Here is a 20,860-nt window from a genome sequence, read left to right on the forward strand (position 1 = left end):
GCAGGTAGCGGCCGATCCGACCATGCATGCCTACGTCCTTTGACGTATATCGGCTGCCGACACCGAGAATGCCTCGACCAAGGGGTGCATTCGACTGGCCGGCCATGCATTCTTGGGGTGCAACTTTGTTCCTACCGCTGTGTGATGCCCGCCGTCACAGCCGACGCTGAGGAGGTCCGCCATGGTCGGCGCGTCTGAAAGCGACGGATCGACGGCGCTGCTGCCCTTCGCCTGGGCCGGTCTGCCGGAGGCGGCGCCGGACGGTCTTGCGGTCGTCGATTCGGAGGGGCGTTTCGTCCGCATCAATCGTGCCGGGGCACGGTTGTTCGGGAAGACCGAGACGGCCCTGATCGGCACCCTGTCGCCGTTCTTGTTCAACCCCGAGATCGCCCCCGAGCCGGTGGGTCTGTTCGACGACGGTCAAAGTGAGCAGGTTACGCCGTGGGCTCTCGACGGGGGCCCCCAACGGGAGTTCGCGTATCGGGTGCAGCAGGCGCCTGGGGATCCCCGCCTCGCCGTCGTCACCTTTCGGGACGTCACCGAGGAACGCCGGCGGCAACGTCGAATTATCGCCGTCGCCCGTAGTGCGGCGAAGCTGGCTTCGCAGGGATCACTTCCGGCGACACTCGACGCGCTCGCACACGAAGTCCTGCAGACCGACGCGTTGGCAGGAGTGCAGATTTTGACCGTTGACGAGAGCGGCCAGGGTCTACGCATCATGGGCTCGGCCGGGTTCCAGCATTGGCCGGACTTCTTCGACCGTCTCCTCGAATGCCGGGAGCGCGGTGCCTCGCTGCTGATGCTCGATGCGTTGACCGACAGCGAACCGAAGGTGGTCGCACACCGCTGGGAGACCATTCGGACCGACCCTGCATGGGAACCGCTCCGTGAGTATCTCGGCGAACTGCGCTGGGACTCGTTCGCGAGCGTTCCCCTGATCATCCGCGGCCGGGCCGCGGGGGTACTCAATGCCTTCTTCGCGCCGGGCCAGGTCGTCAGCACTCGAACCCTCGAGTTCTTGAGCGCAATGGCGGAGCAGGCGGCGGTCGCCATCGATTACGCCGCGCTGATGCATCGCGAACGAGACGTCGTCCGTCGCCAAGAACGCCAACGCCTCGCGCGCGACCTGCACGATTCCATCGTGCAGCAGGTTTTTTCCATCTCCATGCAGGCCAAGTCGATGGAGGTGCTTGCTCAGCGCAGCAGTTCGCTGCCGGCCGACGCCGTCCAACGTATTGCCGACGAGGTAGGACTGCTTTCACGCACCGTCCTCGCGGACCTGCAGGCAATGGTGCACGAACTGCGACCGCTGTCGACCACACAGGTGGGCGGGCTCGAAGAGGCGGTGCGCGCCCTGGTCGACAGCACCACGAATCGGACGGGTCTGCGGTTTCGACTCTTCATGGGTCAGGGGCTCGACGGAATCGAGGGTGAGATGGCGGAGGACGTGTACAGGATCGTCGCCGAGGCGATACACAACGTGGTCAAGCACGCCGAGGCGGGCAAGGTGGAGATCCGGATCGGTGTCCGAGACCAGCGGCTACGCGCCAGTGTCTCGGACGACGGCCGGGGCTTGACCTCACCGCGCGAGGACGAGGTGCCCGGGCATTCGACTGGATACGGGCTACAAACGATGAAGGAAAGGGCCGAACGATGGGGTGGAACAGTAGCGGTGAAGCCACGCAAGCGATCCGGGACCATCGTGCAGGTGTCGGTCCCTCTGACCGCCGGACTCCCGCGAGCCGGCGCCTCCGTGGAAATCACAGGCACATGGACACCGACCGACACGAGAGGCCGAGCATCGTGACCGGGACAGCTGGCCGCAGAATCAAGGTCATGATCGTCGACGATCATGCGGTCGTGCGTCGAGGTATCCGCGCATACCTCGACGTTCTCGACGACATGGAGGTCGTCGACGAGGCGAGTGATGGTCAGGACGCACTCGACAAACTCGACACCATGGCAGCCCACAAGGAACTGCCCGATGTCGTTCTCCTCGACCTGCTCATGCCCCGCCTGGACGGTGCCGCCACGACATCACGAATCACCAGCGCGTACCCCGCGGTGAAGGTTGTCATCCTCACCAGTTTCGGTGAGATGGAGCGCGTGCACACCGCGCTGGCCAACGGGGCCTCCGGTTTCCTCCTCAAAAGCGCCGGACCGCACGAGGTCGCAGGGGCGATTCAGGCCGCCGCCCGCAACGACGTGTTCCTCGATCCGGTGGTAGCGCGCCGATTGACGCAGGAGATCGTCGCACCGCCCACCGGTATCAGTGCACTCACCGATCGGGAACGAACCGTGCTCAGCCTGATCGCCACCGGCAAGTCCAACAAGGCCATCGCCAGTGAACTCGTCATCAGCGAGCGAACCGCCCGAACTCACGTCAGTAACGTGCTGCGCAAGCTCCAACTGACCTCACGCACCCAGGCCGCGCTGGTCGCGGTGCGCGAAGGCCTTGCACCCCCGCAAGGCTGACACCCTGCGACACAGGGTGATCCGATCTGCGCACGAGTTCGCCCCCGGTGCGGGTGCACCGGGGGCGAACTAGTTGCTCGGCAATGCATGGAAAGGGTGGGACTACTGGCGTTCCTGCGGGTGGGTGGCAAGTGCTTCCACCGTCACATCCATCCACTTCCACATCGGCAGCGACGCCAGCGCGTCGTGGAGTTCGGCTGGGTCGCCTGCCTCGTACAACCCGACGGTGGCGTTGCGGCCAGGTACCCGCCACAACCGCTTGAGCATCCCTGCCTCGCGCAATTGCATCGCACGTTCACGTTCTCCGGCGCGCAGGCGCTCGCGGGTCTCGTCCGGAGTGTCCGCCGGCATCAGGTTCTCGGTACGAACGAGAAACTCCATGTTGTCCTCCATACACTTTCAGGCGGAGACAGTCAGCAGTAGGTCCGCCAACTTTTTGGGCTCGGTGACCATGGCTTCGTGTCCGGTCGCGATGGTGTGGACCGGCCATCCACGCGCCGCGGCCCGCTCGGCGTGGTCCTGGAACACCCGCATCCAGTCCGTGCACTCGATGAACGCGGCCGGCACACGATCCGCGGCACCGGTCAGCCGCAGCGGTTCGGTGTAGGTCAGCCACGGATGGGGGGTCAGCCGAGCGCTGAGCCAGTCGACGTCGGCTTGCTCCGACACACCGAGCGCCTTCAGCGAGCGAACCGGGATCAGCCATCCGAAACCATTGTCCCGCACCGATTCCCGATAATGACCGGCGATTGTGGAGGGTTGCAGATCGATCGCAGCGTCCCCATCCGAGCCGACGAAGGCGTCGAGGTAGATGCGTTGAGAAAGCCGATCCGGGATGCGGTCGGCGACCCCGGTGACCACCTGTCCCGCGTAGCTGTGCCCCACGACCACGACGTCCTGAGCGTCGTAGGCCTCGATCAAGCTCACCACGTCCTGGATGTGGGTGCCCAGCCCTATCGACGGATTCAGCAGATGCGCCCGGTCACTGACACCGGTCAATGTCGGTGTGTGCACCTCGTGGCCGGCCGCGCACAGCAGCGGCGCGACCCGCTGCCAGACCCAGCCCCCGTGCCAGGCGCCGTGCAAGAGAACGAACGTGCTCATGCGGTCACCGCATTCTTCGCACCGAGGTCTTCGAACAGGGCGAGCGCCGCCGCGGTGTTCGAGGCCGGGACGTGATAGGTCTCGTGGATCCGCTTGATCTGGCTGCTCAACGCGCCGCGCATGACCAGCCACATGATCAGTTCGATGCCTTCGGTACCCGCCTCCCGGACATAGTCTTCCCGGGTGAGAGCGGCGAGCCTCTCCGGATCGGTCTCGATGGCGTCGAGGAACATTCGGTCGAACTCTGCATTGATCAAACCCGCACGCGCACCAGCCAGCTGGTGCGACATTCCGCCTGTTCCGAAGACTGCGACCTTGCGCTCTTGCGGGAACGAACGAATCGCCCGTCCCAGTGCCTGTCCGAGGGCGTAACAGCGAGCCGCCGTCGGTTGTGGGTACTGGATCACGTTGACCACCACCGGGACCACGGCGCAGGGCCATGCCTGGCCCGGGTCCGGGCAGTACACCGACAGCGGCACCGTCAAACCGTGGTCGACGTCGAGCTGATTGAACGTGGCGATGTCGAACGAGTCGTCCATCAATTCCCGGACGAGATGCTCGCTGAGCTCCGGGTCACCGATCACCGGGGGAACCGGACGGTGTCCCCAGCCTTCGTCGGCGACCGGGTACGACTCGGCGGTGCCGACACCGAAGGTCGGAATGAGATCGAGGTCGATCGAGTTCGCGTGGTCGTTGTAGATGATCACCGCGACGTCGGGCCGGTGCTCGGCCATCCACGAACGAGCCGGTGCGTATCCATCGAAGAGCGGCTTCCAGTACGGTTCCTCGGTCTTGTGGTTGTCCATCGCCGCCCCGATCGACGGCACATGGGAGGTCGCCAGACCCCAGATCACCTCAGCCAAAGCTCCGTCCTCCTGCACTCAGTTCCGCCGCGAACTCGTCAGCGGTCATCCCTGTGAAGACACCGCCGAGGTATTGCATCGATTTCTTGTCCATCATCGCCAGCTTGAAGATGTAGAAGATGGATGCACCGAGATCCGACATGCCGATCCAGTCGCGATCGAGCACCGCCTGTTTCTGTTGCGGGGACAGTCCATACGCGTCGCAGTAGGCGGCCTCGTCTGCGGTGAAGCGGTCGCGGTTCTCGGCGTCCTTGAACGATCCGCACATGCGGTTGAGAGCGTAGCCCCGGCGGTTCTGGGTCAGATCGAGGATGTAGTTGTCCTGTGCCTTACTCATGTCGCCTCCTCACGAGGTCGATTCGTGTTCGCGTGCGGCGCGGATCGTTTGCGACAGCAGGGTGGCGATGGTCATCGGTCCGACACCTCCCGGGACAGGGGTGATGTACGCGGCTCGTGCTGCTGCGCTGTCGTATTCGACGTCACCCTTGTCGTCGGCGTAACCGGCGTCGACCACGACCGCACCCGGCTTGAGCCATTCGCCGCGAATGAGTTCCGGCCGGCCGACGGCGGCGACCAGGACGTCGGCCCGCGCGACGTGGTCGGCGAGCCCCGAGGTCCGTGAATGGCAGTACGTCACCGTCGCATCACGCGCGAGTAGCAGCATGCCTACCGGCTTGCCCAGGATGGGGCTGCGCCCGACCACGACGGCATGCTTGCCGGCCAACGGGATGTCGTAGGCATCGAGGAGCGCCATGATCCCGCCCGGGGTCGCGGATTCGAATCCACCCTCGTCGAACGCCATCGTCGCGAATGACGTGCGGGTTACGCCGTCGACGTCCTTGGACGGGGCGATGGCCTCGAACGCTGCGCGCTCGTCGATGTGATCCGGCACCGGGTGCTGCAGCAGTATTCCATCTACCACCCGGTCCTCGGACAGTCCCCGGATGTGCTCGACAAGTTCTTCGGTGGTGATCGTCGCGTCGAGTTCGATGCGCCGCGACTCCATTCCCACCTTTGCGCACCGATTGGCCTTCATACGGACGTACGTATGGGATGCGGGATCGTCACCGACGAGTACGGTCGCCAGGACCGGGACACGTCCGTGTTCGGAAACGAACTGCTCGACCTCTTTCTGCACACGATCGAGGATCGTCGACGATACGTGACGTCCATCCAGAATTTTTGCGGTCACTGGTACTCCCTAGAACACAACGGTCGTGTTGCCGTCGCGGATGACCCGGTCATCACAATGCCAGGACACAGCCTTCGACAGCACCGAGCGCTCGACGTCCGCGCCTCGCCGCTGGAATTCACGGGTGGATTCGCGGTGCGAGACCCGGATGACGTCCTGCTCGATGATGGGCCCTTCATCCAGGTCCTCGGTGACGTAGTGCGCGGTGGCGCCGATCAGCTTCACACCACGGTCCTTCGCCCGTTGATACGGTCCGGCACCCATGAAGGCGGGCAGGAACGAGTGGTGGATGTTGATGACGGGCGCGCCGACCTCTTCGAGGAAGTCGCCGGAAAGGATCTGCATATAGCGGGCGAGGACGACCAGATCGACGTTGCCCTTCAGTAGATTGAGGTGTTCCTTCTCCGCCGCGGCCTTGTTGTTCTTCTCGACCGGCACGTGGAAGAAGGGAATACCGAACTGGCGGACGTCATCCCCGAGATCAGGATGATTGGAGATGACCATCGGAACCGTCATGCGCAGCTCGCCGCGGCGCTGACGCCACAGCAGATCGAGCATGCAGTGATCGGACTTGGAAACGAGGATCGCGACTCGCTTCTGCCGCTTGGCCTCCACCAGCCGGTAGGACAGGCCCAGGTCGTCGACGAGGTTCTTGTCGAGGACGTCGGCGAGTGCCTCACGCTTGACCGAAAGCTCCGGCAGATGGAATACCGTGCGCTGGAAGAACTGTCCGCCCGACGGGTCGCTGGTGCTCTGGTCGAGTGCGACGACATTGGCGCCGTGCTCAGCAAGCACGGTGGACACACGGGACACGATGCCAGGCTGGTCGGCGCCCTGCACGATCAGGCGGCCGTAGTCTTCGGCGAAGATGTTGTCGGTCATGACCGAGCATCCTTTTCCACGATGGCGGTGAGGAGCTTCTGCCGCCAGATTTCGGTCTTGCGGAGTTCGTTGAAAGTGAAGATATGCAGGCCGGCGACGTTGTTGCTGGTCTTCGGTACGGCGCTGCCGAGTTGCTTGAGCAGGCGAGTGGGGTTGTAGCCGCCGGGTAGAAGGAATCGCCACAGCATGCTTTGCTGCTTCTGCAGGAACCGGGCCGACTGCCCCAGTCCGATGCCGGCCGAGATTCGCATCAGCTTCTGGCGGCTGACCGGTCCCGGCATGCCGACGTAGATGGGAAGGTCCACCCCGGAGGAGGCGACGCCGGCAGCCCACGTGCTGGTGGTGGCCGCGTCGAAGCAAATCTGTGTGAGCACACGGGTCGCGAGCGGTGCCTTTTGTTGCAGGGCAAGATCGATGAGTTCTTGTTCGATCGCGCCGTGGCCCTCCGGATAGCCTCCGATGCCCACTTCTTGGAAGGGGTGGCCGGCTTCTTCCATCGCCCGGAGGAGTCCGAACGCGTCGACGAACTTGCCTGCCGGGTTCGGTGCGTCACCGCCGATGACGAACACCGACTTCACTCCGATCTCACTGAGACGGGCGATGGTGTCTGTGACATGCGTGTCGTCGACGAACTGCCGGGCCGGCAGATGCGGAGAAGCCTGGTAGCCGTGGCCGATCAGTTGCTCGGTGAGGTTCAAGGTGGTGTCGATTCCCTTGGCCTCGGTCACCGTCACAGTGAGTGGAACCGTTTTGGGAACGTAATCGACCACGTCCTGCTCGGTGTTCTTGAATGGCATCACCTCGTAGCTCATGTTGCGTACGAGGTCCGCCGCATTGGTGCTCCGGTGGCGGACGCCGGTTTCGTTGCTCAGGTTCGTCATTGGTTCCTCGTTCCCTGGGTGCGAGTGGGGAAGATCAGGACTTGCGGTAGTTGTCGCGGACCTCGTAGACGTACGGTGCGGGGGCAACCGTGGCACGAATCTCGACCTGACGGTGACGCTCGACGGCAGGCTTGGCGGACACGGGCTGTTCACCCCAGACCACGGAAACCTTGGTGCCGGGCTCAGCGAGTGCCTTGTCCACCGTTGCCAGCGACACGAACTCCTGCTCGTTGACGATGTAGCCGAGGTCCAGTGACATCCCGACCTGCTGCCCGTTGCGAACGACCTTGTCGACCTGGAAGAAGGCGTAACGGGACTTGGGCAGTTCGAGGTACTTGGCCGGGGTCCCCGCCTCGAACAGTGTGCGCATCGCGGCGGCGACGTCCTCGGAGTTCCAGACCAGCGTCACCTTCGTCCGTTTCGCATTCTCGGCGATCTCCTCGAGTGCCTCACGGCCGAGGAAGTCGTGATCGAACTTGACGGTTCGGCCGTATCCGATGTCGTAGGGGGTGACGTAGTAGTCGGTGATCTCGGCAGAGTCCATGCTGCCGCCGAGCGATCCGAGTACGTCGGCACCGAGCCATTCGCGGTAGTCGGCCATTTCGGGGCCGAAGATCGCCGGAACGGCGGTCGGGATCCAGCCCGACTCGAGGTTCGCAGTCGAATAGGCCTTGGCACCGGCCCGGACCAGATCGAATTCCTTGCCGACCTCGAGGATCGCTGCCAGGACGTCCTCACCCTCGGCCCACGGTCCGAACAGCTCGAAGCCCGGCTGGCCTGCCATGCCGTGGCGCAGCGCCCGTACACGGTGACCGGCGATGGTGAATTCGGTCATGTTGAAGAACTTGATGTCGGGGAGCGGCTCCCCGGTCAACTTTTCCACAATCGACTTCGCAGTCGGGCCCTGCAGTTCGTAGCGGTAGAGCTTCGGCGGACCGGAGGGCCGGTCGTAGGAGTTCTCGTCCCGTTCGAGGGTGACGTCGTAGTCGCCCTTCTCGGCGTTGTACTGGAGCCAGTTGATGACCGTCTTGTGGCCGACGACGTCGAACAGGTCGTCTTCGAGGGCGAACAGGATGGCGTCGCCGATGAAGTATCCGTCCTGGTTCACCGCCACGTACTGTTTGGCCTTACCCGCGGTGAAGTTCTTGAACGTGTTGACACCGAAGTCGCTCAGCAGCCGCAGTGCATCCTTTCCGCTGATGTAGAGGTCTGTCATGTGGTGCGACTGATCGAGCAGCGCACATGACGAGCGCCAGGACTGCTGCTCGGAACGCCAGTTCGTGAACTCCGGTGCGACAGGAAACGTCATCGGCCGGTAAGTCGAGTTGCGCAGCAACTCGACCGGAGACCCGACGCGCTGGATCGCAGACTCGAGACTTTCAACACCCATGACCTGAAATACCTCCTGCGGCCGGACCCGTGTCCCGACCTTCGCTGTGTGAGAGACGGTCTCTGGAATTTCCGCCTGTATTCAGTAGAGCCGAAGCGCACATCACTTTTCGTCGGGCATCGAGGCAGACTTGACTGCGACAAATGACGGACGCGACCGGGCAACCTGCCTCCCCAACGGGGACTGGCGACGCGTGGTGAGCACTGCCGCCTTCGCTCGCAGCTCGGCGTACTCGGCCGCGGGTTGTGAGTCCCAGGTGATACCACCGCCGGTCCCGTAGACGGCGCTGCCGCGATCCGTGTCCAGGACGAGCGTGCGGATGGCTACATTGAATCGGGCTCGGACCGGTACGCCGACCGGGGCGACGACGCCGATGGCACCACAATAGACACCCCTTGGTGTCGGTTCGAGGTCACGAATGATTTCCATCGTTCGGTGCTTGGGGGCACCGGTGACCGAGCCGCAGGGGAACAGTGCGCGAAAAATCTCGGCGAGATCGAGATCGGGACGCAGTCGGGCGGTGACATCAGAGGTGAGTTGGTGAACGGTCTCGTACTGTTCGGCGCGGCACAGCGCGGTGACGGACACGCCTCCGGTGACCGCGAGTTGCGCGACATCATTGCGGACGAGGTCGACGATCATGATGTTTTCGGCGCGTTCTTTCTCGCTCGCTTGTAGGCGCGCGACGATCTCTCGGTCTTCGAAGGCCGAATGTCCGCGCTTTGCAGTGCCTTTCATTGGACGCATGAGAAGCTGGTCGTCGGTGATCTCGAAGAACAATTCGGGACTTGCGCTGGCGATCGCGAACTGGCCGGTATCGAGGTAGGCGTTATACGCGCCGCCCTGGGCGCATGCCATGTCCGCGTACAGCTGTGGCAGGTCTCCGGCGACGTCGGCGGTGAGGCGGGTGGTGAGATTGGTCTGGTAGGTCTCCCCCGCCGCAATGTGCCGGCGGACCGCTTCGACCTTGTCGCGATGCTCGTCGGCAGCCCATTCGTAGCGCCACGTCCCAACCTGATAGCTGGGGTTCGCGGTCGGGCGCACGAGTGGTACCCGTTCGGGCTTCCGTGCGATCCCGAACCACGCCAGGGGTAGGCCGTCGACGGTGTCGTGCACGGCCAGCGACGGGTCGAGCCCTGCTGCCGCCTCGTAACTGACGAACCCGAATGCCCACCAGCCTCTGCGGGTGGCCTCGTCGACCTCTGCCAGCACATCCACGACATGTTCGGGCCGGGTTGCGACGAGGTCATAGGCGATTTCCGGGAACCGGCAGGCGGTTCCGGCACGTAAGTCGTCGAATCTCGCCCAGGCAGTCGGCACCTTCATGTCGTCATCACCTTTCCCGCGTCGGCGACGGCGAAGAATGACCCCGTGACGATCACCGGAACCTCGGAGTCGGAGAGCTCGATCGCCGCTCGGAGTGCGTCGCCGATGCTGGGGTACGTCTCCACTGCATCGATCGCGGCCCGTTGGGCCGCCGCGGCGACCTCGCTGGCGGCGAGGGCGTGTCCTCGACCCTGATTCGTTCCGTCGCTGTCGAATTGCGTCGCGAATATTCTCCCCGCGGATGGGGCGATTGCCTTCATGGCGTCGTCGACGTTCTTGTCCGGTTTGAACGTCAGCACCCAGATCGGTGCGCGATCGGGCCACTCGTCGCGGACCGCGCAGGCAAGGGCCGCGAGCTTGATCTCATTGTGGGCGCCGTCGAGGACGACATGGCGACCATGCCATCGGCGTCGTTCGAATCGGCCGGGCAACCGGGCGCCGGCAAGACCGGCCGTGCTGCGGCCGAGACGGAGCGACCATCCGTCCCGATCCGCCAGGTGCCGTACCGCACGCAGTGCCAGTCCGGCGTTGACCCGTTGGTGGCGACCGGGCAGGCCGAGGACGACGCCCGCGGGCAGAAGGTCGGCCGCGTGTGCTGGAGCGAGGTGGTCGACGGCGCACTGGCGCCGTCGCCCCTCGGCCCGGATGACCTTGTCTACGCTCGCTCCCCCGCGCAGTGCGATGGCCGCACCGCCCGCGGGGAAAATGCCCGCTTTCTGCCTCGCGATTTCGATGACCGTCGGTCCGAGAACCTCGGTGTGGTCGAGACCGATGGTCGTCAATACGGCGAGTTTGTCGCTTCGCGAGACGGTGTTCGTGGCGTCGTGCAGTCCACCGATACCAGTTTCGATGACCGCGTAGTCGACTTTCTGGTCGCGGAACAGCTGAAACGAGGTCGCTGTCGCGGCCTCGAACATGGTGACGCGTCCAAACTGCGTCGGGTCGAGTCGGCGCTCACCATCGCGCACGATGCGCAGAGCAGCAGCGAGGTGCTCTTCCGGTGCGGGCCGGGCGTCGATCTGGAATCGCTCGAAAACTGAATGCACGTGTGGCGACAGGTAGGTACCGACCCGGAAACCTTGTGCACGAAGAATCGATGCAATGAAGGTCGACACCGAGCCCTTCCCCGCGGTGCCCGCAACGTGCACGACCCGCAGATCATTCTGTGGAGAGCCCATCAGAGTGAGAAGCTGTTCCGTGCGTCGCTGACCCGTCGCTGTGGCGGGAGATCGGGCGGCCGTCGAGGATATACCCGTCATGAAATAGCGTTCCACACCGAGCGAGGTCGCCGCTCCACGCCGGTCTTCCTCAGTTTTCATTCAATCGACGCTATGGCCTAGGCGGAGCAGGGGAAACGGTCCGATGTCGGCTCTCATCGTGCTGATCGGCAGATGACCGAGGAGTCAAATGACGTAGAACAGACCGGACTCCGGGACCTGACGATGCACCACCCATCGCTCCTACTGTCGATTGCGAGAGTCAACGACAATCCAAGGAGAGATGCCAGGATGAGTTCCTTACTCGTGGTCAGCGCACACGCGGGTGACTTCGTCTGGCGCGCCGCCGGCGCGATCGCGCTAGCGACCAGCCGGGGTCAGCGGGCCAAAGTGCTGTGCCTGAGCTTCGGTGAGCGAGGCGAATCTGCACGGGCCTGGCGGGAGGGCAAGGCACTCGAGGAGATCAAGGCTCTCCGGCGCGCAGAGGCAGAGAGTGCCGCCGCCGTACTCGGCGCCGAAATCGAGTTCCTCGATGCCGGCGACTACCCGCTCCGCGAGTCCGATGAACTGGTGGACCGCATCGTCCGGGTCTACCGTGAGTTCGATCCGGCGGTGGTGTTGACCCATCCGCTGACCGACCCGTACAACGGAGACCATCCCGCGGCGGCCAGGATGGCGCTGGATGCTCGTGTCCTCGCCCAAGCCGTCGGCTACGACGCGCCCGGCGATCCGCTCGGCGCTCCCCCGGTATTCTTCTTCGAACCTCACCAGCCCGAGCAGTGCGACTTCAAACCCAATGTGCTGCTGGATATTACCGAGGTCTTCGAGGTCAAACGCAAGGCCATGGAGTGCCTGGCGGCGCAACAGCACATGTGGGATTACTACACAGATCTCGCCAAACGGCGGGGGGTCCAGGTAAAACGGAACGCCGGCCCGAATCTGGGTCTGCCCCACAATGCAATGGGTGAGGCATACATGCGGCTGTACCCCCAAGTTACCGAGGAACTCTCATGAGAAACGTCGTTGTCACAGACCCACCGCGCGCGTGCATCGAGAGGGTCGACAAGCTTGCCGAATACGGCGTCGCCACAGTTCACGAGGCGTTGGGCCGAACCGGCTTCCTGGGGCCGAAGCTGAGGCCGGTTCACCTGGGCTCGCGTATCGGCGGCACGGCGGTCACCGTTCTGAGCTGGCCCGGCGACAACCTGATGATTCACGCGGCCATCGAGCAGTGCCGACTCGGTGACCTCCTGGTCGTGACCACCACGTCGCCGAGCTCGGACGGCATGTTCGGTGATTTGTTCGCGACTGCGCTGCAGACCCGCGGGGTGCGGGGGCTCGTCACCGAGGCAGGCGTGCGCGATGTCGCCGAGCTCGATGCAATGGGGTTCCCGGTATGGTCCACCGCTGTCAGCGCACAGGGAACCGTGAAAGCCACTGCCGGTGCGGTGAATATCCCGATCACCATCGGTGGACAGACTATCCGGCCCGGTGACGCCGTTCTCGCTGACGACGACGGCGTGATGGTCGTCCCCCGCGGCGACGTCGACCGCGCGATCGAGGCCGCGCAGGCCCGCACCGATAAAGAAGAAGCAACCCGCGCCGCGTTCCGTAGCGGTGAACTCGGACTGGACCGTTACGGTCTGCGCGCCAAGCTCGCCGAGCTCGGTGTCGAGTACATCAGTGCCGAACAGCACCTTTCCTGACTTGCCTTCAACTACCTGTTCTCCCAACAACGAAATGGAAAATTCATGAGCCCGAAGAATCTCCAGGACGTCCTCGACAAGGCCGGAAACACCGTGGAGCTGCTGCGCAACTCCCAACTCGGCACCTATATCTACCCGGTGGTCCCGTCCGAGTTCACGAACTTCCGCCGCGAGGTGAAGGCTTGGAGCGAGACCGCGGTGTTGTTCGACCAGAGCCACCACATGGTCAACCTGTTCATCACCGGCCCGGATGCCTTGAAGTTGATCTCCGACACAGGCATCAACAGCGTTGCGAAGTTCGAGGTCAACACCGCCAAGCAGTTCGTCCCAGTCTCTCCCGAGGGCGGCGTCATCGGCGACGGCATCCTTTTCCGCGAGGCCGAGGAGCAGTTCACCTTCGTCGGCCGCGCCCCCGTGGCGAACTGGCTGACCTTCCAGGCCAATCGTGGCTACAACGTCGAGCTGCGCCTGGACCCGCGGTCGCCGTCGCGCCCGTACGGCAAGGAAGTCACCCGTGACCTGTGGCGCTTCCAGATCCAGGGTCCTCGTGCCTGGGATGTCATCGAGAAGGTCAACGGTGGCACCGTCGAACAGGTGAAATTCTTCCGCATGGGGTACATGAACATCGCCGGCGAGCAGGTCCGCACGCTGCGTCACGGGATGGCCGGTGCACCCGGACTCGAGATCTGGGGCCCCTACAAGTCCTACGACAAGATCCGCGACGCCATCCTCGAAGCTGGTCGCGAGTTCGGTCTCGAACCGGCCGGCGCACGGGCATACTCGTGCAACACTCTCGAATCCGGGTGGATCCCGTCCCCGCTGCCGGCGATCTACACCAGCAACGGGATGCGGGACTACCGCGAATGGCTCGGCGCCGACAGCTACGAGGCGACCAATGCATTGGCCGGCAGCTTCGTCTCCAACGACATCAGTGACTACTACCTCAACCCGTGGGAGCTGGGATACGGATCGTTCGTCAAGTTCGACCACGACTTCATCGGACGTGACGCACTCGAGGCCATCGACCAGGAGAGCCAGCGCCGGAAGGTGACCCTCGCCTGGAACCCCGAGGATGTCGCGAAGTTGCTGGCATCGCCGGTCGATCCGAAGGGGCCCGGCTACCAGTTCTTCGACCTGCCCAACGCCAACTACGGGTCGTCGAACTACGACGCGATCGTCGACGCCGACGGGAACAACATCGGTCTGTCCCTGTTCACCGGATACAGCGCCAACGAACGCGCCGCACTGTCCTTGGCGACAATCAACCCCGACGTTCCGCTCGGTGCCGAGGTCAAGGTCATCTGGGGCGAGCCCGACGGTGGAAGCCGCAAGACCACCGTGCAGCAGCATGAGCAGCTCGCCGTGCGCGCGATCGTGAGCCCGGCGCCGTACTCGGTCATGGCCCGCGACTCCTACCAGGCAGGCTGGCGCACCGCGGTCAAGGCCTGACACCAATCCGGTCGGGCCACCGCGCAAGCAGCGGCCCGACCGGCTGAGGCGGCCTCAACCCCTCGCGTGAACAACCCGCACACCGAGCCGAACTTTGATGCGCCGACGAGCCTGCAGGAGTTGTGATGCACCCTTCGCGCCCCCTTACCGGTCGAACCGCCATCGTGACCGGTGCAGCCCGCGGACTGGGCCGGGCCATCGCCGACCGACTCGCCGCGGATGGCGCATCGGTCGCCGCGTTCGATATCGAGGTCGCGTCTGATACCACGGGTTCGGTACTGCCTTGGCGATGCGACGTCACTGACACTGACGCCGTCACCGCGGCCGTCGAAGCTGTCGCCGCGCGCCTCGGGAGCATCGATATTCTGGTCAACAACGCCGGACTACTCTCCGGCCGCAGCAGCCTGCTCGACGCCTCACCCGAGGAACTGCACCGCTTCTACGATGTCAATGCGGTCGGTGCCCTCCGCATGGTGCAGGCATGCTTTCCTCACCTCCGCGACAGCCCCCACCGCGGTCGCATCGTCAACATCGCATCCCGAACCTTCTTCACCGGTGCTCCGGGGCAGATCGGATACGTCGCCAGCAAGGGTGCCCTGATCGGTATGACGCGGGTGATGGCCCGGGAATTAGGTGAGCATCGGATCACGGTCAACGCCGTCATGCCCGCCCAAGTCGCCACACCGGGGACCTGCGCCCATTCCGGCGACGATGTCTTCGCCCGGACGATGTCTCAACAAGCAATTCAGGAGTTCGTCACCCCCGAGTGGTTCGCCGGCATGGTGGCCTTCCTGGCATCCCCGGACGGCGCCCTGATCACCGGGCAGTCGCTGGTATACGACGGCGGCGGGCTTCTCCACTGAACGTCTGCGTGACGACACAGACGCTCAGCTCACGCGGGTCCGAGTGCTCACCCGCGCCATATCGTCTGCCCACGGGTGTCGGTGGTCGCTCCGACGTCATCGCTCGTGGCGCAGTGCGTCGTACGGTCGTCGGCCGGGACGGTACTCGACCGTCGCCATGCCGAGCGGACGAAAAGATAGAGGAACGCCGCAATGGCGTGCAGAAACAGACTTACCACGATGGTCCCTTCGAGGTTCCTGGGCGCTGGGGCCCCGCCGTGCTCGGCGGGGCCCCAGCCACATCCCATGATCAGGTGACGGGATTTGCCTGACGATCGTCGGCCGCCGGTTCGACGATTCGGTCGCGTGGCACACGTAGCGTCGCGATTGCGATCAAGCTGATGAGACCGAGGATCATCAGGTAGATCGAGGTGGGCGTCGTGGAACCGAACCGCGCATACAAGCTGGTCGCAATCAGCGGAGCAAAGCCGCCACCGAGGATCGACCCGATCTGGTAGGCAATCGATGTGCCGCTGTAGCGGATGTTCGCAGGAAACAGTGCCGCAATCATGGCGGCCTGGGGGCCCGCCATCAACGAGGTGCCCAACAGCATGACGACGAAGGCTACGAGAATGAGGAGTGGGCTTGCGGTGTTGACCAACATGAAAAAGGGAAACGCCCATACCGCCACGACCGCAGCTCCAGCGAGGAAGATCGGGCGCTGCCCGTACCGGTCGGCCAGGACCGCGGCGATGTAGATCGAAATCAACTGCACCACTGCGCCGGCCACGATCAGCTCGAGCAGCGTCGACTGCGCGATACCGAGTTCCTTGGTGCCGTATGACAGGAGGTAGACCGAATAGATGTAACCGAATGCGGGACAGGCGATCGAAATCGCTCCAGCCAAAGCTACGGTCCTACCGTGCTCCCGCAGGACTGTCATCAGCGGGCTGGACTCCACATCGCCATGTGCCCGGGCATTGCGGAATGACGGTGTTTCCTCCACCTGAACGCGCAGATACAGGGCGACCAGAATCAATGCACCGCTGAGGAGGAACGGCACTCGCCAACCCCAGTCGCTGAGTACGTCCGGCGCGAATACCGACGTGACGATGATGAACACGATATTGGAAGTGATGACGCCGGCCGGCAGACCCATTTGCGGGAACGCGCCATATAGCGTACGCCGATGGGCAGGAGCGTATTCGACGGCCATCAATACCGCGCCGCCCCATTCGCCGCCCACGCCGATACCTTGCATGAAACGGAGAGTGACCAGCAGAATCGGCGCGAAGACGCCAATCGCGGCATAATTCGGGAGTAGTCCGATTGCCACAGTGGCGCCGCCCATCAGCAACATCGAGATCAGCAGCATCTTCTTGCGGCCGAGCCGATCACCGAAGTGCCCCATCACGATCCCGCCGATCGGTCGGGCTATGAAGCCGACCGCGAAGGTCGCGAACGCGGCCAACGTCCCAGTCATCGGGTCCTCGCTCGGGAAGAACTGCGGCCCGAAGATCATCGACGCGGCGGCACCGTAGATGAAGAAGTCGTACCATTCGATCGCCGTTCCGATGAAACTCGCGCCGAGGACTTTGCGTCGTTCGCGTGCGGTCGGTGGGGATGGGTTGCTGTGTACCTCGGTGCCGGGCATCGGGGCTACCTTTCTGAAGAGCAACGATGGGTGCTGTGAAGACGCGCAGCAGTGCACCCGCAGCGACCGCAGACTTCCGTCAGCGAGAAGCGTCGGCGACATCCTCGAGGGTGCAGGGGACCACGAGAAGGCCGTGCTCGTGCTGTGCGATGTCGAGGCTGTTTGCGACTGTGTCGATCGAGCAGTCATCGGACTCTGATGTCCGCCTCGGAGTCACCTCTCTCGGATTTCGTGCACGTAGTCGTGACACACATCACGGTAAGGGTAGGTAGCACTTTTCAGAACCGACGCATGACGGATGCGTGTGCGTACGAACGACGTAGATCGAGTACGTCACATGACATACTCGGCCCGGTTCTTTCAGAGGGCACAACGTTGAGTAACTCCGATCGGCCTACGTTAATTGACGTAGAGCAGATTGCCGGAACTGCCTGCAGCTGGCGGCCTTTCGGCTGTGTGTGAAATCACTGGTCGCTCCTAGCATGGAGGAGCGTTGTCATCGGGCGCTCGAACCCACCGGGCAGTGTCTCCGATCGCGACTCGTATTTGACGAACGCGATCGGTGCCCACGACAGAATGTGAGGAACTGGTTCATGGTCGCTGGTAGGCGTGCGAAGCTCCCGAGTTTCGATGCCGGGCTTCCGCCCGGTGTCCTGCGCGAGTTACTTGACGCATGTAGAAGCACGGTCCGCGATCACGGGTGGGATTCGGTCATTACTGCGCTCGAGGACGCCTCGGCTGGGCGCTCGAAAGCCTCGGACTCGATACTGTCGGGAACCATCGCCGCTGGCGCGGCGTTGGCCACCTCGGGATGGGCGCCGCTCCTCGCCCCGCTCGTGGCAGGTTTGGTCACCACGGTCATGCCACCTCGCGAGACGACGTTCGCTGATGCGGGGCCGGTGTACGAAGGTATCGAGATACCTCCTGCGCCGGGGGCGAACGGTCCACTGGCGCAAGCACGCCAACGCAGGATGCTCGCGATCCTAGGGAGCGCGCAGGCTGTCGGTGTCGCGGCTTCGCTGTCCGGCGGCAAGGCTCGCAATCAGGGTTTCGCGACGGGGATGATGCTCCCCGGCGCGGGCTTTCTCTACACCCGTGACCCCGCCCGTTTCGCGTTGACGGTTGTCACCTTTGCGTTCAGCCTGCTGCTGTGGTTCGGCACCGGCAACATGGTGTTGCCGCCGGTGATCTGGATCGGGGCGGCGGCCTATGCTGCTCGACGGGCATCCAGGTCGAAGCGCACCTGGAGAAGGGCGGCTCTCGCCGTTGCGGGCGCGACGGCGTTGACAGCGTTGGAGATCAGCCGGCACCGACGCCGCAGTTTTACGCAGCAGGTCGCGCAGGCTGAGGCCGCCAACGCGTTTCTGGCGCAGGCTTCGCGTCCCCTCGAAGGTGCGAACCGCCCGGATGTGCACGTCGCCGATGAGCTCGACGACGAGGAACTTGCTTTGACGCGTCGGTTCGTCGATATGGCGAATCAGGCCCCCGACGACTGGTCGAACTGGAACGTGATCGACCAGTTCCAGCCGGCGGCCCTGCGCTATCAAATCAACGCGGTGATCGATGCCTTGGCATTGCAGCAGTACACCCGCGTGCCGGCTTTCAAGGGTTACCTGGAAGATGCTCAACGTCAACTGATTACCCGGTACCTGGAGAAGAAGGTGTGGGGGTATTGGGCGCTCGAGAACCTCTGGGGAAATCTCGAGTGGGATCCGGATCCGGCAAAGCGGCAGAACATTATGATGACCGGGTACTTTGCGCAGTCGCTCGGGCTGTACCAGACCGTGAGTGGCGATCTGCAGCACAGCGAGCCGGGTTCGCTGATGTTCACCTGGAACGACCAACGGCGGTACCCACTCAGCTATGGAGCACTGTGTGCATCTCTGGCTGCCGACTACGTGCGCTCCCCGTGGGGCTTGGTGGTGTGCGAACCGAATTGGATCTTCTCGTTGTGCAACATGCGGGGAGGAACCGGACTTCGGCTCCATGACCGCCTCCATGGCACAACCTATTGGGACCAGATCGGCGATCGATACCGTCGCGGGTTCCAGCAGGAGCTGGTCCGCCCGGATGGCATGGTCAACGGGCACCGATCGAGCCGGGTCGGGATCGGTGCGGCCGGGCTGACTCTGTCAGCGGATCTGCGCAATCTCGTCCCGAACGTCGCCGACCGTGGATTTTTGCTCCTGCAGGCGGCGTGCAGGACCCCGGACGGCGAGATCATTACCCCGTTCCGCACCGATGACAGGCTTCTCGACCCGGGCAACTACACCTTCAATCCGCTCGCCGGCTATGCGATGGTGATGGAGGAAGCACGCGAGGCCGGCGATGAAGAGCTCAGCCAAGGTGTCTACCGAGAGCTACGCGCACGACTGGACATTTCGATCGACAATCGAGGGTGGCTCGTCGCCGAAGGCGCCTCGATTCTCGCTCACGCGGGTCTGGGTCGGGCGCTGTTCGGGCGCCACGGCGGCTGGATCGACATCGTGGAGAAGGGGATGCCTGCCATCTGGCAGGAGGGCCCGGTTATCGATTCGGTTCCGTACCCCCAAGTGATGGTCGCTCGCGCAGTCAGCCCCAACGGCCGCGACCTCGACGCGGTCTTGCGCACGGTCGGTCGACAGGAGCGGGTGACGGTGTCGTTTGCCCGCCTCCGCCCGGGCGGTCGGTACACGCTCACGGGGGCCCTCGAGAAAGTCGTGGTTGCCGATGACGCAGGCCGGGCGCGAGTCCAGGTGGAGGTCGCGGGTCGCTCTGCCCTGACGCTGACCTTCCAGAACGGAGACAAGAACCGATGAAGGACGAGACCACCGCCCCGCCGACGTTTCGGCGGCTGCCCACCACCGCATGGCAGCGGGTTCGTACCCACTACGCCGACACGGTCCGCTGGATCGCAGAGGCACCCGCCACGTGGATGGGGATACCTACTTGGGCAAAATGGTTCCGGCGGGTATCCGCCCTCCGGGGACGCCGCGATCTCTCCGTGATTCCACCTGCCCGAGCGCACGGTCATGAATAACGCCCACGGAGCGCCGACGACCACCGAAGCTGTCAACTGGTGGTCGACCGACATCGTGTCCGTCGCCGGAACGGTGATTCTTTGTGCTCTGGCATCGGCGTTTGTCCTGGCGGCACGCCGCAGATCGCGCAGCGGTCGCACCTGGCCGCGGTATCGGACCTGGTCATATGTGGGGGGATGCGGGGTGGTCGCCATCACCTTGTTTTCGGGGATATCGCACTATGACGACATCTTTGCCGTCCACGTCGGACAGCATCTCGTGTTGATGATGGTGGCGCCGATTCTGCTGGTATACGGCGGGCCGCTTCGGTTGCTTCTACGCTCTCTTCCTCAGCACGTGCGCAGCGAGATCGGTGCCGTCTTCGCGGATCCGGTGGTCCGCCGCTTCACCGGCGGACGCCGGGCGGTGTTCTGGTTGTGCGCGGACTACTACGGGTCGATGGCGGTCTATCTCCTGACGCCGGTATACCGGTGGAGCACCGAACATCAGTGGTTGCACATGTCCGCACACATCTATTTCCTCATCTGTGGCCTGCTGTTCTGGATTCCCTTGATCGGCGAGGACCCGATCGGCCGTCGGACCCCCTGGCCCACGCAGCGGGTCATGCTCATGATGGGGGTGCCGCTCTACGTAGCACTCGGCATCGCAGTTGCCCTTCTTCCGACGGTGTCCGTCCTTTCGGGGGCTGCCGCTGCGGGCGCAGTTCTGGTGCTGGGCGGCAGTGCGCTGTCCGTGGCGGGTCTGACCGTACTGTGGCTGCGCGCCCGCCGCGGCACGGTGGCCCCGGTAGGCACTCGGCCTGATGCGATCGAAGGAGCAGGATCATGGCCTGCTGCGTGCTGATTGCCCTGCTGATCGC

The 20,860-nt window shown here is 64.0% G+C and carries 19 protein-coding genes; 8 read left to right on the plus strand and 11 right to left on the minus strand.

The genetic code is table 11. The annotated features are described in order from the left end of the window. Window positions 1–181 precede the first annotated feature (181 nt). Window positions 182–1,807, plus strand: a complete 1,626-nt coding sequence (locus ACH49N_RS10425) for an ATP-binding protein (RefSeq protein ID WP_358272605.1) — start codon at window positions 182–184, stop codon at window positions 1,805–1,807. 29 nt (window positions 1,808–1,836) lie between these two features. Continuing rightward, entirely contained in the window at window positions 1,837–2,475 is a 639-nt protein-coding gene (locus ACH49N_RS10430) for a response regulator transcription factor (protein WP_358272603.1), read from the plus strand. A gap of 102 nt (window positions 2,476–2,577) precedes the next feature. Here ACH49N_RS10430 and ACH49N_RS10435 read toward each other — a convergent pair whose 3' ends face one another. The 10 genes from ACH49N_RS10435 to ACH49N_RS10480 form a co-directional block, all read right to left on the minus strand. Then, entirely contained in the window at window positions 2,578–2,856 is a 279-nt protein-coding gene (locus ACH49N_RS10435) for a muconolactone Delta-isomerase family protein (RefSeq protein WP_358272602.1), read from the minus strand. Window positions 2,857–2,874: 18 nt separating this feature from the next. Continuing rightward, window positions 2,875–3,579, minus strand: coding sequence for an alpha/beta fold hydrolase (locus tag ACH49N_RS10440; protein ID WP_358272601.1), 705 nt, complete (start codon window positions 3,577–3,579; stop codon window positions 2,875–2,877). Continuing rightward, complete coding sequence (locus ACH49N_RS10445) at window positions 3,576–4,433, minus strand: class III extradiol dioxygenase subunit beta (RefSeq protein ID WP_358272671.1); 858 nt, start codon at window positions 4,431–4,433, stop codon at window positions 3,576–3,578. The genes ACH49N_RS10440 and ACH49N_RS10445 overlap by 4 nt, the downstream gene beginning before the upstream one ends. Window position 4,434: 1 nt before the next feature. Then, complete coding sequence (locus tag ACH49N_RS10450) at window positions 4,435–4,779, minus strand: protocatechuate 3,4-dioxygenase (protein WP_061696852.1); 345 nt, start codon at window positions 4,777–4,779, stop codon at window positions 4,435–4,437. A 9-nt stretch (window positions 4,780–4,788) separates the two neighbouring features. After that, window positions 4,789–5,634, minus strand: coding sequence for a tetrahydrofolate dehydrogenase/cyclohydrolase catalytic domain-containing protein (locus ACH49N_RS10455; RefSeq protein WP_358272599.1), 846 nt, complete (start codon window positions 5,632–5,634; stop codon window positions 4,789–4,791). Between the two features lie 9 nt (window positions 5,635–5,643). Next, window positions 5,644–6,516, minus strand: a complete 873-nt coding sequence (gene purU / locus ACH49N_RS10460; protein ID WP_358272597.1) for a formyltetrahydrofolate deformylase — start codon at window positions 6,514–6,516, stop codon at window positions 5,644–5,646. Continuing rightward, window positions 6,513–7,397, minus strand: a complete 885-nt coding sequence (locus ACH49N_RS10465; protein WP_358272596.1) for a methylenetetrahydrofolate reductase — start codon at window positions 7,395–7,397, stop codon at window positions 6,513–6,515. Before ACH49N_RS10465 ends, purU begins: the two co-directional genes overlap by 4 nt. 34 nt (window positions 7,398–7,431) lie before the next feature. Beyond that, the gene (locus tag ACH49N_RS10470) at window positions 7,432–8,787 is read right to left on the minus strand and encodes a hypothetical protein (RefSeq protein ID WP_358272595.1); all 1,356 of its coding nucleotides are present in this window, start codon (window positions 8,785–8,787) and stop codon (window positions 7,432–7,434) included. A gap of 102 nt (window positions 8,788–8,889) precedes the next feature. Continuing rightward, window positions 8,890–10,113, minus strand: coding sequence for an aminodeoxychorismate synthase component I (pabB, locus tag ACH49N_RS10475; RefSeq protein WP_358272594.1), 1,224 nt, complete (start codon window positions 10,111–10,113; stop codon window positions 8,890–8,892). Next, on the minus strand, window positions 10,110–11,432 hold the full coding sequence (locus ACH49N_RS10480; protein WP_358272592.1) for a glutamate ligase domain-containing protein: 1,323 nt from the start codon (window positions 11,430–11,432) through the stop codon (window positions 10,110–10,112). The genes pabB and ACH49N_RS10480 overlap by 4 nt, the downstream gene beginning before the upstream one ends. A gap of 189 nt (window positions 11,433–11,621) precedes the next feature. Here ACH49N_RS10480 and ACH49N_RS10485 point away from each other — a divergent pair, with 189 nt between their 5' ends. The 4 genes from ACH49N_RS10485 (at window position 11,622) to ACH49N_RS10500 (ending at window position 15,348) form a co-directional block, all read left to right on the plus strand. Beyond that, the gene (locus ACH49N_RS10485; RefSeq protein WP_358272590.1) at window positions 11,622–12,344 is read left to right on the plus strand and encodes a PIG-L deacetylase family protein; all 723 of its coding nucleotides are present in this window, start codon (window positions 11,622–11,624) and stop codon (window positions 12,342–12,344) included. After that, on the plus strand, window positions 12,341–13,036 hold the full coding sequence (locus ACH49N_RS10490; protein ID WP_358272588.1) for a 4-carboxy-4-hydroxy-2-oxoadipate aldolase/oxaloacetate decarboxylase: 696 nt from the start codon (window positions 12,341–12,343) through the stop codon (window positions 13,034–13,036). The genes ACH49N_RS10485 and ACH49N_RS10490 overlap by 4 nt, the downstream gene beginning before the upstream one ends. A 45-nt stretch (window positions 13,037–13,081) precedes the next feature. Continuing rightward, window positions 13,082–14,485: a hypothetical protein gene (locus ACH49N_RS10495; RefSeq protein ID WP_358272586.1), complete on the plus strand. Its 1,404-nt coding sequence runs from the start codon at window positions 13,082–13,084 to the stop codon at window positions 14,483–14,485. A 125-nt stretch (window positions 14,486–14,610) separates the two neighbouring features. After that, window positions 14,611–15,348, plus strand: a complete 738-nt coding sequence (locus ACH49N_RS10500; RefSeq protein WP_358272585.1) for an SDR family oxidoreductase — start codon at window positions 14,611–14,613, stop codon at window positions 15,346–15,348. Between the two features lie 289 nt (window positions 15,349–15,637). Here the strand turns inward: ACH49N_RS10500 and ACH49N_RS10505 are convergent, their stop codons facing one another. Beyond that, the gene (locus ACH49N_RS10505; protein ID WP_358272584.1) at window positions 15,638–16,981 is read right to left on the minus strand and encodes an MFS transporter; all 1,344 of its coding nucleotides are present in this window, start codon (window positions 16,979–16,981) and stop codon (window positions 15,638–15,640) included. Between the two features lie 593 nt (window positions 16,982–17,574). On the opposite strand from ACH49N_RS10505, the gene ACH49N_RS10510 reads away from it, so the two are divergent. Next, the gene (locus tag ACH49N_RS10510) at window positions 17,575–19,779 is read left to right on the plus strand and encodes a hypothetical protein (RefSeq protein WP_358272582.1); all 2,205 of its coding nucleotides are present in this window, start codon (window positions 17,575–17,577) and stop codon (window positions 19,777–19,779) included. Between the two features lie 213 nt (window positions 19,780–19,992). Further along, on the plus strand, window positions 19,993–20,844 hold the full coding sequence (locus ACH49N_RS10515) for a cytochrome c oxidase assembly protein (protein ID WP_358272580.1): 852 nt from the start codon (window positions 19,993–19,995) through the stop codon (window positions 20,842–20,844). The last annotated feature ends 16 nt before the right edge of the window (window positions 20,845–20,860 follow it).

Source organism: Rhodococcus sp. NPDC019647 (assembly GCF_044389235.1).
In the GTDB taxonomy this organism is placed as follows: domain Bacteria; phylum Actinomycetota; class Actinomycetes; order Mycobacteriales; family Mycobacteriaceae; genus Rhodococcus_F; species Rhodococcus_F oxybenzonivorans.